Origin of the sequence: Edaphovirga cremea (assembly GCF_003332275.1) — a bacterium.
Lineage (GTDB): Bacteria > Pseudomonadota > Gammaproteobacteria > Enterobacterales > Enterobacteriaceae > Edaphovirga > Edaphovirga cremea.
Genome location: NZ_QOVA01000003.1, coordinates 335292 through 350381, shown reverse-complemented (window position 1 = coordinate 350381; position 15090 = coordinate 335292). Strand labels below are relative to the sequence as shown.

Annotated in this window: 12 protein-coding genes; all 12 read right to left on the bottom strand. The window is 53.9% G+C overall.

Annotation, left to right across the window (positions count from 1 at the left end):
* Window positions 1–48: 48 nt before the first annotated feature.
* Window positions 49–1206, bottom strand: a complete 1158-nt coding sequence (gene ftsZ / locus DRI82_RS06725; RefSeq protein WP_114192726.1) for a cell division protein FtsZ — start codon at window positions 1204–1206, stop codon at window positions 49–51.
* Window positions 1207–1278: 72 nt separating this feature from the next.
* Window positions 1279–2535: a cell division protein FtsA gene (gene ftsA, locus DRI82_RS06720; RefSeq protein ID WP_114192725.1), complete on the bottom strand. Its 1257-nt coding sequence runs from the start codon at window positions 2533–2535 to the stop codon at window positions 1279–1281.
* Window positions 2532–3374, bottom strand: coding sequence for a cell division protein FtsQ (ftsQ, locus tag DRI82_RS06715; RefSeq protein ID WP_114192724.1), 843 nt, complete (start codon window positions 3372–3374; stop codon window positions 2532–2534). The genes ftsA and ftsQ overlap by 4 nt, the downstream gene beginning before the upstream one ends.
* A gap of 1 nt (window position 3375) precedes the next feature.
* Entirely contained in the window at window positions 3376–4293 is a 918-nt protein-coding gene (locus DRI82_RS06710) for a D-alanine--D-alanine ligase (protein ID WP_114192723.1), read from the bottom strand.
* Window positions 4283–5761 (bottom strand): UDP-N-acetylmuramate--L-alanine ligase, encoded by a 1479-nt coding sequence (gene murC / locus DRI82_RS06705; RefSeq protein WP_114192792.1) that lies wholly within the window; start codon window positions 5759–5761, stop codon window positions 4283–4285. Before murC ends, DRI82_RS06710 begins: the two co-directional genes overlap by 11 nt.
* A 64-nt stretch (window positions 5762–5825) precedes the next feature.
* Window positions 5826–6893, bottom strand: coding sequence for an undecaprenyldiphospho-muramoylpentapeptide beta-N-acetylglucosaminyltransferase (gene murG, locus DRI82_RS06700; RefSeq protein ID WP_114192722.1), 1068 nt, complete (start codon window positions 6891–6893; stop codon window positions 5826–5828).
* Window positions 6890–8092, bottom strand: coding sequence for a cell division protein FtsW (ftsW, locus tag DRI82_RS06695; RefSeq protein ID WP_114192721.1), 1203 nt, complete (start codon window positions 8090–8092; stop codon window positions 6890–6892). Before ftsW ends, murG begins: the two co-directional genes overlap by 4 nt.
* On the bottom strand, window positions 8092–9408 hold the full coding sequence (murD, locus tag DRI82_RS06690; RefSeq protein WP_114192720.1) for a UDP-N-acetylmuramoyl-L-alanine--D-glutamate ligase: 1317 nt from the start codon (window positions 9406–9408) through the stop codon (window positions 8092–8094). The genes ftsW and murD overlap by 1 nt, the downstream gene beginning before the upstream one ends.
* 1 nt (window position 9409) lies before the next feature.
* Window positions 9410–10492: a phospho-N-acetylmuramoyl-pentapeptide-transferase gene (gene mraY, locus DRI82_RS06685; protein WP_114192719.1), complete on the bottom strand. Its 1083-nt coding sequence runs from the start codon at window positions 10490–10492 to the stop codon at window positions 9410–9412.
* A complete protein-coding gene (gene murF / locus DRI82_RS06680; protein WP_114192718.1) occupies window positions 10486–11847 on the bottom strand; it encodes a UDP-N-acetylmuramoyl-tripeptide--D-alanyl-D-alanine ligase in 1362 nt (453 codons plus the stop codon). The genes mraY and murF overlap by 7 nt, the downstream gene beginning before the upstream one ends.
* Complete coding sequence (murE, locus tag DRI82_RS06675; RefSeq protein ID WP_114192717.1) at window positions 11844–13331, bottom strand: UDP-N-acetylmuramoyl-L-alanyl-D-glutamate--2,6-diaminopimelate ligase; 1488 nt, start codon at window positions 13329–13331, stop codon at window positions 11844–11846. The genes murF and murE overlap by 4 nt, the downstream gene beginning before the upstream one ends.
* Window positions 13318–15081 carry a peptidoglycan glycosyltransferase FtsI gene (locus DRI82_RS06670; protein ID WP_114192716.1) on the bottom strand — a complete coding sequence of 588 codons (1764 nt, stop codon included), beginning with the start codon at window positions 15079–15081 and terminating at the stop codon, window positions 13318–13320. The genes murE and DRI82_RS06670 overlap by 14 nt, the downstream gene beginning before the upstream one ends.
* Window positions 15082–15090: the final 9 nt, after the last annotated feature.

The following is a 15090-nucleotide window of genomic DNA, read 5'->3' as shown; positions in this document are numbered from 1 at the left end:
CGGCGGGACAGTTTAGCACAAAGAGCGGAGATTCCAAAATTCTGGCGATTAATCTGCCTGCTTGCGCAGGAATGCCGGAATGTCGAGATAGTCAGGCTCTTTATTCGATTGCGCGCTTTGATCGTTCACCACCTTGGCTGCAGGTTTGTTTTCCTGTGGCAGAGGTGAAAGACCGTGTTGCTGATAGCGATGATCCATTACCGGTTGGCTGGATTGCTGCTTATTGGTAACCAGCGTAATTTCCGGACGTTTGTCCATGCCGATACCCGTTGCAACCACAGTTACGCGCAGCTCATCGTTCATTTCCGGATCCAGTGAGGTACCGATAACGACGGTCGCGTTGTCAGAGGCGAAGGCGCGGATAGTGTTACCCACGGTTTCGAACTCATCCAGACGCAGGTCAAAGCCCGCAGTGATGTTGACCAATACGCCCCGAGCACCGGACAGATCAATATCTTCCAACAGCGGGCTGGAGATGGCCATTTCTGCCGCTTCTTCAGCACGATCTTCACCGCATGCCACGCCAGAGCCCATCATGGCATAACCCATTTCGGACATCACGGTGCGCACATCTGCAAAGTCGACGTTCATCAGGCCCGGGCGGGTAATCAGTTCAGCGATACCCTGAACCGCGCCCTTCAGCACGTCGTTGGCTGCGCCGAACGCATCCAGCAGAGAAATACCACGTCCCAATACTTTCAATAGCTTGTCGTTAGGGATAGTGATCAAGGAGTCCACATGCTTGGACAATTCAGCAATACCCTGCTCAGCAAACGCCATGCGCTTTTTGCCTTCGAAATTGAAAGGCTTGGTCACCACGGCAACTGTCAGAATACCCAGATCTTTAGCAACTTCAGCAACTACAGGCGCTGCACCAGTACCGGTACCACCACCCATACCTGCGGCGATGAAGACCATATCCGCGCCTTCGAGCGCAGCTCTCAGGGCTTCACGGTCTTCTTCTGCCGAATTGCGACCCACTTCAGGGTTCGCGCCTGCACCCAGACCTTTGGTAATACCGCTACCGATCTGAATGGTTTGGCCCACTGCCGTTTTACGTAGCGCCTGAGCGTCTGTATTAACGGCGAAGAATTCAACACCTTCGATGCGCTCGCGCACCATGTGTTCAACGGCGTTGCCACCGCCACCGCCGACGCCGATGACTTTAATCACCGCGTCGTTGGTCAGTTCCATAGGTTCAAACATAGTTTCTCTCCGTTTTGTGCCTGTCGCTTCGAGACCATAAATAGACGTCAGCATGATCTCTTTGGTGAAACATTAAAACTCTTTTCTCAGCCAGCTATTGATACGTTTAAACCAATTGCCCACTGAGGCGCGTTTTTCTACTTCTGACTCACCGCTGAGGTGAGACTCTTTACCATAGTGCAGCAGCCCTACTGCGGTTGAGTAGTAAGATTCCTGCGCATAGTCCGTCAACCCGGTGATGTTTAAAGGCTGTCCAATGCGAACCTGGGTGTGGAACACCCGTTGCGCGCATTCAGCCAGCCCATCTATTTGTGCTGCGCCGCCGGTGAGTACAATCCCGGCAGCCAGATGATGTTTCACACCTTGCTGACGCAGTTGCTCCTGCAATTGCAAAATTTCGTCATTAACCAGATTCAGCAACTCGGTGTAGCGAGGTTCGATAACCTCCGCCAGCGTCTGACGTTGCAGACTGCGTGGCGGACGTCCCCCCACGCTTGGCACTTCCACACTTTCATCTTTGCTGACTATCGATCCCAATGCACAACCGTGCCGTACCTTGATAGCCTCTGCATCCGTCGGTGGGGTACCAAAGGCATAAGCGATATCGCTGGTCACTACATTCCCTGCATAGGGAATAACCTTCGTATGCCGCAAAGCACCACCGGTATAAACTGCGATATCCATGGTGCCGCCACCGATGTCTACCACGCAGACACCCAGTTCACGTTCGTCTTCAGTCAGTACCGCATAGCTGGCGGCCAGACCGGCAAAGATAAGTTGGTCAACTTTCAAGCCGCAACGTTCAACGGCTTTTACAATATTCTTCGCCATATCGTTATGGCAGGTAATCAGATGAACCTTGGCCTGCATACGCACGCCGGATAACCCCACCGGATTCTTGATGCCTTCCTGATAGTCGATGGCATATTCCTGTGGAATCACATGCAGGATCCGGTGTTCATCACGCACGCGCACCGATTTTGCGGTATGCACAACGTTCTCTACATCTTCCTGGGTTACTTCCTCTTCGGAAATAGGAACCATCCCGATTTCATTCTGACAACTGATGTGTTTACCCGATAATGCGAGGTAAACCGAGGAAATCTGGCAATCAGCCATCAACTCCGCCTGATCGATAGCGCGCTGAACGCATTTCACTACCGACTCAAGATCGTTAACGCCACCCTTATCCATACCGCGGGACGGACAACTCCCCACCCCGATAATGTTGACCATGCCATCGGGCAGAACTTCCCCTACCAATGCGGCGACCTTTGCCGTACCGATCTCCAGTCCAACTACCAGTTTTCTGTCCGTCGACTTGATCATTGTTGTTTAGCCTGTGCCTGATTTTGTTGCTGATTACTGTTTTGTTGCTCGATGAATGCTGGAGCCCAACCTACTGCAGCCCCGGTGTCGTAACGCAAATCGACGTAGCTGACACGTTTATTGTCGGCCAGGGCCTGCTGCTGAAGAATCGGGTAAAGCTCCATAAAACGTTGCAAACGCCCCGTCCGGTCATCACGCCCCAAATCGATACGCACATCGTTGTCCAGTGCCAGTTGCCAGGAATGACGCGCGCTCATTGCTGCCATCTTCACGTTGAACTTGTTGTTTCCCAGCACCTGACTCATCGTTCTGTAACCTTGCAAAACGTCCTGTTCACTGCCCTCAGGCCCATAAAGCATCGGCATTTTCTGGCTGCCAATACGTTCCGTTGGCGCAGTGAAAGCCTTACCTTCTGCATCCATCATGTGCAGATCGTTCCAGCGTGCGACCGGGACGTACTCAACCAGATGAATCTTCAATTCGTCCGGCCACTGCTTACGCACACTGGCTTGTTTAATCCAGGGCAAACGCTCAATCTGTTGCTGGATGACATTCACATCCTGCGTCATAAAGGTGCCTGGCGAGCCCAGCGCCAGAATTGCCTGGCGAACATCATCATTGGTGGTGAAGTGCCTTTCTCCCGTCATCACCAATTTGGAGAGTGGAAGGCGATTGGCATCCTGCATCCAGCCAATCACGGCCCAAACACTCCAGCCCACGGTTCCCAGCACCATCAGCAGGAAAATAACGCCTGCCAACTGGCTTCCGTTACTGCGGCGCGGACCCTGGGCATCGGTCTCATTCTCGCGCTCGCGTGCGTTCAAGGCGGCTTGCGACATATCAGTCAGCGAGCTCTAATATTCTCGCCACCAGTTGCGAGAAACTCAGGCCAGACTGCCGCGCAGCCATCGGCACCAAACTGTGGCTGGTCATCCCCGGCGAGGTATTGACCTCCAGCAGATAGAAACCACCGTCGCTGTCCTGCATTACATCCACCCGGCCCCACCCGCTGCAATCCAGCGCACGATAGGCCTGCAAAGCAAGGTCAGACAATTGCTGCTCCTGCTGCGGATTCAAACCACTCGGGCAAAAGTATTGCGTCTCATCAGAGAGATACTTTGCCTCATAATCATAAAAAATCCCGACGGGCTGGATGCGGATTGAGGGCAGCACTTCTTTTCCAACAATCGCCACAGTGAATTCCGGGCCACTCAGCCACTTTTCAATCAGGACATCGTCATCGTGGCGGAACGCCTCTTCCAGAGCTGCATCCAACTGTGAAGACTGGTCGACTTTGCTCATCCCGACGCTGGAACCTTCGCGGCTTGGTTTAACGATCAGCGGCAAACCCAGTGACGCAATAATCTCTGCACCATCATGCGCATGCGCCAGAAACTGCTGACGATTGACTGCCACAAACGGTGCAACCGGTAATCCCAATGCCTGCCAGACCAATTTGGTGCGGAATTTGTCCATCGTCAGGGCTGACGCCATCACTCCGCTGCCGGTATAGGGCAGATCGAGCTGCTCCAGCACGCCCTGCAATGTGCCATCCTCACCACCACGTCCATGCAGTGCGATGAAAACCCTATTGAAACCTTCAGTTTTCAACTGAGTGACAGGAAATTCTTTGGTATCAACGGCATATGCATCAATGCCCGCCTCTCTCAAACCTGCCAGTACGGCATGTCCGGATTGCAGCGATACTTCGCGCTCGGCAGAAGTACCTCCCAACAGTACTGCAACTTTATCCGCCATGATGATCCTCCCCCTTTCTCATCGGCTGAAATTTTTGCTCAGCCAATTTACGCGCAACTTTACCGATGTTACCGGCCCCCTGAACCAGAACCAGATCGTTACCTTCCAGAATCTGCGCCAGATCCTCCGGTACCCGTTCCACGTCAGAGACCAAAATAGGATCTATCTTGCCGCGACCGCGAATCGTCCGGCAAAGGGAACGGCTGTCCGCCCCGGGAATCGGTGCCTCACCCGCCGGATAAACATCCAGCATCAGCAGCACATCGACTTGCGACAATACGTTCGCGAAATCATCGTAAAGATCGCGGGTGCGCGTATAACGGTGTGGCTGGAATATCATGACCAGACGCTTTGTCGGCCAGCCAGCACGTGCCGCCTTAATCGTGGCATCCACTTCCGTTGGGTGATGGCCGTAATCATCAACCAGCATGGCGTTACCGCGTTTGCCGTTGACTTTCTCCAGCGGAAACTCGCCGAGAAAATCGAACCGGCGACCGGTACCCTGGAATCCTGCCAAAGCACGCAGGATAGCCACATCCTCAATACCTTCTTCCGTTGCCACTGCAACAGCCGCAGCCGCGTTGAGGGCGTTATGGCGACCCGGCGCGTTCAACGTCACACTCAGCAAGGTTTTGTCCTGGCGGCGCAGGGTAAAATGCCCTTGCGGCCCCTCTTGCTGATAACTTTCAATACGCACATCAGCATCTTCGCTGAAACCATAGGTGGTGATATGCCGACCTACGCGTGGCAACAGCTCCCGGATTACCGGGTCATCTATACACATCACCGCACGGCCATAAAACGGCAGGTTGTGCAGGAAGTTGATAAACGTCTGCTTCAGATTCTCGAAGTCGCCCTGGTAGGTATCCATATGGTCGGCTTCGATATTGGTAACAATCGCCACCATCGGCTGCAGATGCAGGAACGACGCATCGCTTTCATCCGCTTCGGCAATCAGGTAACGGCTGGAGCCCAATCGCGCATGGGTACCCGCTGCCTTGACCAGACCGCCGTTGACAAAGGTCGGATCCAGACCGGCCTCTGCATAAATACTTGACACCATCGCCGTCGTGGTGGTTTTACCGTGCGTTCCCGCGACCGCAATACCGTGACGAAAACGCATCAATTCAGCCAGCATTTCAGCGCGGCGAATAACCGGAATACGCGCTTCACGCGCAGCCACTATCTCCGGGTTGTCGGGAGAAATCGCCGACGAAACCACCACCACACTGGCATCCAGCACATTTTCTGGGCGATGGTTAAAATAAATCTGCACACCCAATTCCGTCAGTTGCTGCGTCACAGGGTTTGGTGCCAGATCCGAACCACTGATTTGATAGCCTTCGTTAGCCAACACTTCGGCGATACCCCCCATGCCAGCACCACCGATGCCGACAAAGTGGATGTGCCGGACGCGTCGCATCTCGGGCACGATAGTTCTCAGTTTCGCCAATTGTTGTGTATTCACGTTTTTCTTCACTATTTTATCTGTTACGCATTCACGGTCCACGCCTCGCGCAGGCCGTTCATATTCATTTTTTTGCAGCAAGAACCACTTCTGCCGCTACCCGTTCGGTAGCATCAGGGATTGAAACTGCTCTGGCACGCTGTGCCATATCCAACAGCGTTGGACGATCCCACTTAGTGAGCAATGCACTGACTGCCTCAGCCGTAAACTCCGGCTGTTCGAGGATCCGGGCTGCACCGGCTTTCTCCAACGGCAGCGCATTCCAATACTGCTGACGATCTTTATGCTGGAACGGGACAAAAATAGCCGGTAAACCTGCCGCTGCCAGTTCGCTGACTGTTAACGCGCCTGAACGACAAACCACGACATCTGCCCAGGCATAGGCCGCAGCCATGTCATCAATAAATTCCGTAATCTTGTGCTGCGTCTGACCCACCTGCTGATAAGCCTGGGTGACGGTTTCGAGCGATCCTTTGCCAACCTGATGCCACAGCGAAATTTTATCACCCAGCCTGGCTGCCACATCGGGCATCGTCTGGTTCAGCACGCGCGCGCCCTGACTGCCACCAATCACCAATACCCGGATTGCCCCGGTGCGATCTTTCAGACGTTCTAGCGGGAGTGGCAGCGCCAGCACGTCTGTACGTACCGGATTACCAACCACTGCCGCCTTGGGGAACGCCCCTGGGAAGGCTTGCAGTACCGTTTTGGCGATCTTCGACAGCCAACGATTCGTCAGCCCGGCGATCCCATTCTGTTCGTGTAACACAACCGGGATACCACATAACCAGGCGGCCAATCCCCCCGGCCCAGACACATACCCGCCCATGCCGAGAACCACATCAGGCTGGTAACTGCGCATGATCGCTTTCGCCTGGCGTACCCCCCGATAAATTCTAATCGGTGCCGTCAACTGCGCCTTAAGTCCTTTGCCTCGCAAGCCTGAAATACGAATAAAATCAATCTCGATACCATTCTTCGGCACCAAATCCGCTTCCATTCTGTCGGCAGTACCCAGCCAACGGACCTGCCAGCCTTGCGCCATCAGATGATGTGCGACCGCCAGCCCCGGGAAAACGTGTCCTCCCGTGCCACCTGCCATCACCATTAAACGCCTGGTCTCGCCACTCATCGGGCACTCCTTACAAACGCCTGCGCTTTCGTCATGCGTGTTTCAAAATCAATCCGCAGCAATAACACTATCGCCGTTGACATAATCAACAGGCTCGAACCACCATAACTGATTAGCGGCAGGGTTAAGCCCTTGGTCGGTAACATACCGGCTGCAGCACCGACGTTCACCAGTGCCTGAAAGCTGAACCACACCCCGATGGAACATGCGAGAAAACCTGAAAAACGCTGGTCAATCTGCAGCGCTTTCCGTCCGATGGACATCGCGCGAAAAGCGACGAAGAATACCATTAACAAGGCTAAAACCACACCGAAATAGCCCAGTTCTTCCCCTAAAATCGAGAAAATAAAGTCGGTATGCGCTTCGGGTAAATATTCGAGTTTTTGTACCGAATTGCCCAGGCCTTGCCCCCAGAATTCACCGCGGCCAAATGCCATCAGCGATTGTGTCAACTGGTAACCACTGCCGAAAGGATCTGCCCATGGATTCCAGAACGACGTAACGCGCCGCATACGATAGGGTTCTGCCACAATCAGCAGGCCCACCGCGAAAGCACCGGAGCCGATAATCGCCAGGAATTGCCACATCTTCGCTCCAGCCAGAAACAGCATGGCGAGCGTGGTGACGAACAGCACAACTACCGTTCCCAAATCGGGCTGAGCCAGCAGCAATACCGCCAGAACCACCATCACCCCCATCGGTTTGCAGAATCCCCAGAAGTTCGAACGGACTTCCTCAACCTTGCGCACCAGATAACTGGCGAGGTAACAAAACAGCGACAACTTGGAGAACTCAGCCGGTTGAATACGCAGCGGCCCCAAAGAGATCCAACGCGATGCACCGTTTACCGAGCTACCTACGACCAGTACCACCAACAGCATCACAATCGAGGCCAAAAGCATGATATTGCTGTAACGCTGCCAGACTTCCATTGGAACGCGCAGAGTCACCAGAGACAGTCCAAAAGCCAACGCGAGGTAGATTGCATCACGCTTGGCAAACAAAAACGGATCATCGGCCAGACGCTGACCAATCGGCATGGAGGCTGACGTCACCATCACAAAACCCACGATCGCCAGACCAAAAGTCAGCCACAACAGCGTGCGGTCATACAGCACCATGCTGTTGGCATTGTTCTCTTTGGTGTCCATCACCCAATCGTTGAGTTTGCCGAAAAGCCCTAATCCAGGTATCCGCATCAGCCAAGCTCCTTTGCCAATCGGGTGAATTCATCACCGCGCTGTTCAAAGTTTTTGAACTGGTCGAGGCTGGCGCAGGCTGGCGAGAGCAAAACCATATCGCCAGATTGCAGCCGTGGGCTGATATCACGCATCGCCTGTTCCATCGTTTCGAACAGGGATGAAACGTCTGGCCGCAATTGCGCCAATTCAGCGCCGTCGCGTCCAAAACAGTAAACACCTACTTTGTCACCCTGCAGGTAAGACGCCAGAGAAGAAAAATCAGCAGACTTTCCATCACCACCCAATAACAGATGCAGTGTTCCCTGCACCTGCAGCCCCTTCAATGCGGCTTCGGTACTGCCCACGTTGGTGGCTTTGGAGTCATTGATCCAACGCACACCATTGTGCTGATGGGCTAATTGGAAGCGATGCGCCAGACCACCGAACGTCGTCAGTGCTTTCAGACTCGAGGCCCTTGGAATATTCACCGCATCGGCCAGCGCCAGTGCCGCCAGCGCATTGGTATAATTATGTTGCCCCGTCAATTGCATCTCTTTGGTGTTCAAGACTTTCTCGCCCCGCACACGCAGCCAGATTTCACCCTGTTGACGGTTAAGATGGTAATCACCGACATCTGCACCAAAACTGATGCAACGCTTGTCTGCGCCACGCACTGGCATAGTCAGGGCGTCATCAGCATTGACCACGCAAACATCAGCATTCTCATAAATACGCAGTTTTGCCGCCCGATACTGCTGTAAACCAAATGGATAACGATCCATATGATCTTCCGTCACATTAAGAATTGTGGCGGCAGCGGCGCACAGGCTAGAGGTGGTTTCCAACTGAAAACTCGACAACTCGAGCACGTAGAGCTGATATTCAGGCTTAAGCAGCGTCAAGACCGGCAGCCCAATATTGCCGCCGACGCCGACTTGCCAGCCTGCGGCTTTCGCCATCTCGCCCACCAGCGTCGTTACGGTACTCTTGCCGTTGGATCCGGTAATTGCGACGATCGGTGCCTGCGCTTCGCGGCAGAACAACTCCACATCGCCAACAATCTCAACACCAGCCTCTGCGGCGGCACTTAACGCCGGATTTGCCAGCGCCATTCCTGGGCTCGCCACAATCAAATCGGCATCCAGCAGCCACTCTTCATTGAGAGAGCCGACGTGACACTCAACGCTGGTAGCCAGCTTGTCCAGTCCGGACGGGCTGATACGGGTATCCATAACGCGAGGTGTGACACCGCGCGCCATAAAGAAATCGACACAGGAGAGACCGGTCAGTCCCAACCCGATAATGACGACTTTCTTACCCTGATAATCAACCATTTTACCGTACCTTCAGCGTCGCCAGGCCAATCAGCACCAGCATCAGCGAAATAATCCAGAAGCGCACAATCACCCGCGGTTCCGGCCAGCCTTTAAGCTCATAGTGATGATGAATCGGTGCCATACGAAAAATCCGCTGCCCCCGAAGCTTAAAGGACCCGACTTGCAGGATCACCGACAGTGTTTCAACCACAAACACGCCGCCCATGATCACCAATAAAAACTCCTGGCGCAGCAACACAGCGATGGTACCAAGCGCGCCACCCAGCGCCAGCGAACCAACATCCCCCATGAACACCTGAGCTGGGTAGGTGTTGAACCACAAAAATCCAAGCCCGGCGCCAACAATCGCCGTACACACCACCACCAGTTCCCCCGCATGGCGCAGATAAGGGATATGCAGATACTCGGCAAAATTCACGTTACCTGTCGCCCATGCCACCAGGGCAAAACCTGCGGCAACGAAGACCGTAGGCATAATCGCCAGCCCATCAAGGCCGTCAGTCAGGTTTACGGCGTTACTGGTCCCGACAATCACAAAGTAAGCCAGCAGAATATAGAGCAGCCCCAACTGCGGCATGATGTCCTTGAAGAATGGAACCACCAGTTGGGTGGCCGGCGTATCTTTACCAATCGCATACATCGCAAATGCCACAATCAGCGCGATCATGGACTGCCAAAAATATTTCCAACGTGCAATCAGTCCCTTGGTGTCTTTGCGGACCACTTTGCGGTAATCATCAACAAAACCAACAATGCCGTAGCCAACCAGAACAAACAGCACACACCACACGTACGGGTTGGAAGGATACGCCCACATCAACACCGAAATAGTGATGGATGTAAGAATCATCAGCCCCCCCATAGTTGGGGTACCCCGTTTGCTGAAGTGGGACTCTGGACCGTCGTTACGCACAACCTGGCCGATCTGTAATTTTTGTAGCCAGGCAATCAGTTTCGGCCCCATCCACAAAGAAATAACCAGGGCGGTCAACAGACTGACAATGGCGCGGAACGTCAAATACGAAAAGACGTTAAATCCGGAATAATATTTGACCAGGTGTTCAGCCAGCCACACTAACATGTTGCACTCTCCTGTAACGCGCGTACTACCTGCTCCATTGCGGCACTACGTGAACCTTTAACCAAAACGGTAATAACCGCATGTTCAGACAATAAGCTCGTTAAACGGGCTGTCAGCGTTGCCTTATCCTGAAAATGTTCGCCACAGCTGCTGGCTTCACTCAGCAATTGGCTTTGTATTCCCACACTCAATACTTTGTCGATACCGGCAAGACGCGCAGCCTCACCGACCTGGCGATGGCAATTTTCACTCTCATCACCCAGTTCAGCCATATCGCCTACCACCATCACCCGATATCCCGGCATTTCTGCCAGAACCTGTGCTGCCGCGGTCATTGAACCCACGTTGGCGTTATAGGTGTCGTCAAGCAAAAACTTGTTCTCAGACAGCGTGATAGGGAAAAGACGCCCCGGCACGGCCTGTAACTCACCCAGCCCTTTCTGGACTGCGTTGAGTGGCGCACCCACCGACATAGCCAGCGCAGCAGCCGCTAATGCATTCGCGATGTTGTGACGGCCCGGTAGAGGTAAGTGGACACTTACTTCACCCTCAGGACTGTGCAGGGTAAAAGCGGTTCCCTGCTGATCAATCTTTATTGCACTGGCATAAAAATCCACGCCATCGGCGGCGTACGGCGAAAAGCGCCACACTGTTTTGTTGCTCAGAACCGACTGCCAGTGCGGCCAATCGTTACTGTCCGCATTGATAATCGCAACGCCGTCAGCAGGTAAACCGGAGAAAATCTCGCCTTTCGCCTGCGCAACCCCAGCCAGCGAACCAAAACCTTCCAGATGCGCCGCGGCAAGATTATTCACCAGCGCCGTTTCCGGGCGGGTTAAATCGGCGGTATAAGCAATTTCGCCAATATGGTTGGCACCCAACTCAACGACAGCAAAATCATGCTTTGCCGTCAGGCGCAGCAGCGTCAGCGGCACACCGATCTCATTATTGAAATTGCCTGCGGTATACAGAACCTCACCACACTGGCGCAAGATCGATGCGGCCATCTCTTTAACCGACGTTTTACCTGACGAGCCTGTCAGCGCCACCACGCGAGTGGGTACTTGCTTGCGTATCCAGGAACCCAGTAGCCCAAGCGCAATCCGGGTATCTTTGACCACCAGTTGCGGGACATCCACCAATAAGCGCTTACTTACCAGCAAAGCCCCAGCACCTGCGGCGATGGCATCATCAGCAAACTGATGAGCGTCAAAGCGTTCGCCTTTCAGTGCCACAAACAAGCAACCTGCGGTCACCTGACGAGTGTCGGTCGTTACTTCATTGATCTGGCGGTCGTTACCGACCAGTTCAGCATTAAGTACCGCTGTCAATGCTTGCAGGGATACGGTGATCATGCCAAAACCCCCAGCAAACGGGCTACGGTGACACGATCTGAATAGTCAAGCCGTTGATTTCCAACCAACTGATAATCTTCGTGACCTTTACCGGCGATCAATACCACATCATTCTCTTTCGCTTGCATTATGGCGTTGGTTACGGCTTCGGCACGTCCGTGGATTTCCTGCGCACGTCCCGCGTCAAGCAGGCCAGCAAGGATGTCAGCCACAATCGCCCTGGGTTCTTCACTGCGCGGGTTATCGTCAGTAACAATCACCCGGTCGGCATATTGCTCTGCAATCCCACCCATAAGCGGACGCTTACCTTTGTCACGATCGCCACCACAGCCAAAGACGCACCAAAGTTGCCCCTGACAATGCAGACGCGCCGCCGCCAACGCTTTTTCCAAGGCGTCAGGGGTATGGGCATAATCGACCACGACAGTCGGTTTTCCCGGCGCATTAAAAACTTCCATACGACCACATACGGGTTGTAGCTCCGCGCCGGTTTTCAGCAGATCCGCCAGCGGATAGCCAAGAGCCAAGAGCGTCGCCAGAGCCAGAAGCACATTGCTGACGTTGAATGCGCCCATCAACCGGCTTTCCAACAGCCCTTCGCCCCAGCTCGAATCAAACGCAATGGTCGCGCCATTGTCGTGATAGCTGACACTGCGCACGATCAGCCAACGGCCGGCCCAATCTTGCGGTAATTTATCTTCCATACTGACGGCGACGGCCTGCGGCAATTTCGTAAGCCAACTACGGCCCACATCGTCATCAGCATTAATGATCATTTGCCCCACATGGTGCGTGGAGAAAAGCAGCCATTTCGCCGCTTCGTAATGCGCCATATCACCGTGATAATCCAGGTGATCGCGACTCAGATTGGTAAATACCGCAGCGGCAAAATTGAGCGCGGCAACACGATGCTGAACCAAACCATGGGACGATACTTCCATTGCGGCAAAGCTGGCCCCCTGTTCAGAGAGGTTATGCAGCACTTGCTGTACATCAATCGCCGAACCGGTCGTATTTTCTGTTGGGCACACGCGCCCTAACAGACCATTGCCTACGGTCCCCATCACGGCGCTGGTTTCACCGAGTGCCTGGCTCCATTGCGCCAGCAACTGGGAGGTAGTGGTTTTCCCGTTGGTGCCCGTTACGCCAATCAGGCGCATGGTCTCTGCTGGCTGATGGTAAAAACGCCCAGCCAGCGCAGAAAGGCGTTCTGACAGATTACTGAGATAAATAACCGGTACACCGTGCATCTCAGTTTGATAACCGTCTTCGGCCACACCCTCGGCTTCAGCAACAACAGCGGCAACACCTTGCGCAATGGCTTGCGGGATATACCGGCGCCCATCTGCCTTGTGACCAACAATGGCGACAAACAGATCCCCGGCAGCCGCAACGCGGCTGTCTAATGTCATTTCCCGAAGCGCACGCTCAGGGGCGTCTGGCACCCATGGAGCGAGTAATTCGCGCAGATTACGATCGGCCACCTGAACCCTCTTTCTGATTGATTACCAAGTCATTCTTTTCAACAGTCGGCAATGCATCCGGTTCAATGTTCATGGTGCGCAAAACTCCGCCCATGATGGCACCAAATACCGGTGCAGAAACCGCACCACCGTAGTACTTCCCTGCCTGTGGATCGTTAATCACCACCACCAGGGCAAACCGGGGATTACTCGCAGGCGCAACGCCTGCGGTGTACGCAATATATTTATTTACGTACTTTCCATCAGGCCCGACTTTCTTTGCGGTACCCGTTTTAATGGCGATTCGATAGCCTTTGATTGCTGCTTTGGTCCCGCCACCACCCGGCAGTGCGACGCTCTCCATCATATGAACCACCGTACGTACCAGAGGCTCAGGGAAGATGCGTTCACCCGAAACCGGGGGATCGACTTTGGTTATCGACAAGGGGCGGAAGATGCCCAGACTGCCGATCGTTGCATAGACCCGCGCTAACTGTAACGGCGTTACCATTAGCCCGTAGCCGAAAGAGAAGGTGGCCCTCTCTATGTCAGACCACCGTTGTTTTTGAGGATATAAGCCACTGCTCTCTCCGACCAACCCCAAATTGGTCGCTTTTCCCAATCCAAAACGAGAGTAAGTATCTACTAACGCTGAGGACGGCATCGCTAACGCCAGCTTTGAAACACCAACGTTACTCGACTTCTGTAAGACCCCGGTCAGGGTCAATTCACCATAACGCGCCACATCCTTGATCTCATGGCCGTTAACGTAATAGGGCAGGGTATTGAGAACGCTGTTCTCTTTGATGACGCCATTTTTCAGCGCAGTCATAACAACCATCGGTTTGACGGTCGACCCTGGTTCAAAAATATCGGTGATGGCGCGATTGCGCATCGTGTCCTGCGGCGTGCCGGACAAATTGTTCGGGTTGTAGGAGGGACTGTTGGCCATCGCCAGAACTTCACCGGTGTACACATCGACCAGTACCGCGGTACCTGATTCGGCCTTGTTGAAAGCGACCGCGTTGTTCAGTTCGCGGTAAACCAGCGCCTGGAGACGTTCATCAATGCTTAACACCAGATTGTGCGCGGCCTGGCTGTCTACCGAAGAGATATCTTCAATGACCCGGCCATAGCGATCCTTACGCACCGTACGTTCGCCCGGCTGACCGGTTAACCAGCGGTCAAAGCTGCTTTCGACGCCTTCAATGCCTTTTCCATCGATATTGGTTACGCCAATGATATGTGCAGTCACCTGCCCGGCAGGATAGTAACGACGCGATTCCTGACGGAGATAGATGCCCGGCAGTTTTAATTTATGGATGTAATCGCCGATGGCCGGATTGACCTGACGCGCCAGATAGACAAAGCGCCCTTTCGGATTGGCATTGATACGCGCAGACAGTTGATCCAGAGGGATATTCAATGCATCAGACAAGGCTTTCCAGCGCGTATCCAGCGAAATACCACCGCGCTCATTGAGCTCTTTGGGATCGGCCCAGATCGCATTGACCGGAACACTGACCGCCAGGGGTCGTCCGGCACGATCGCTGATCATACCGCGTGACGTTGGCACCTCTTGGACGCGCAGGGAGCGCATGTCCCCTTCCCGCACCAGACGATCAGGATTAATGACCTGCAAATACGCCATACGCAGTATGAGTCCAACCAACGCCAGCAGAATACAACCGCAGATCAACGCAAAACGCCAGCTTACAAAACTGGCCTGATCTTCCTGACGTTTTAACTTCACTGCGCGTGCTGCTTTCATGCGTTAGCT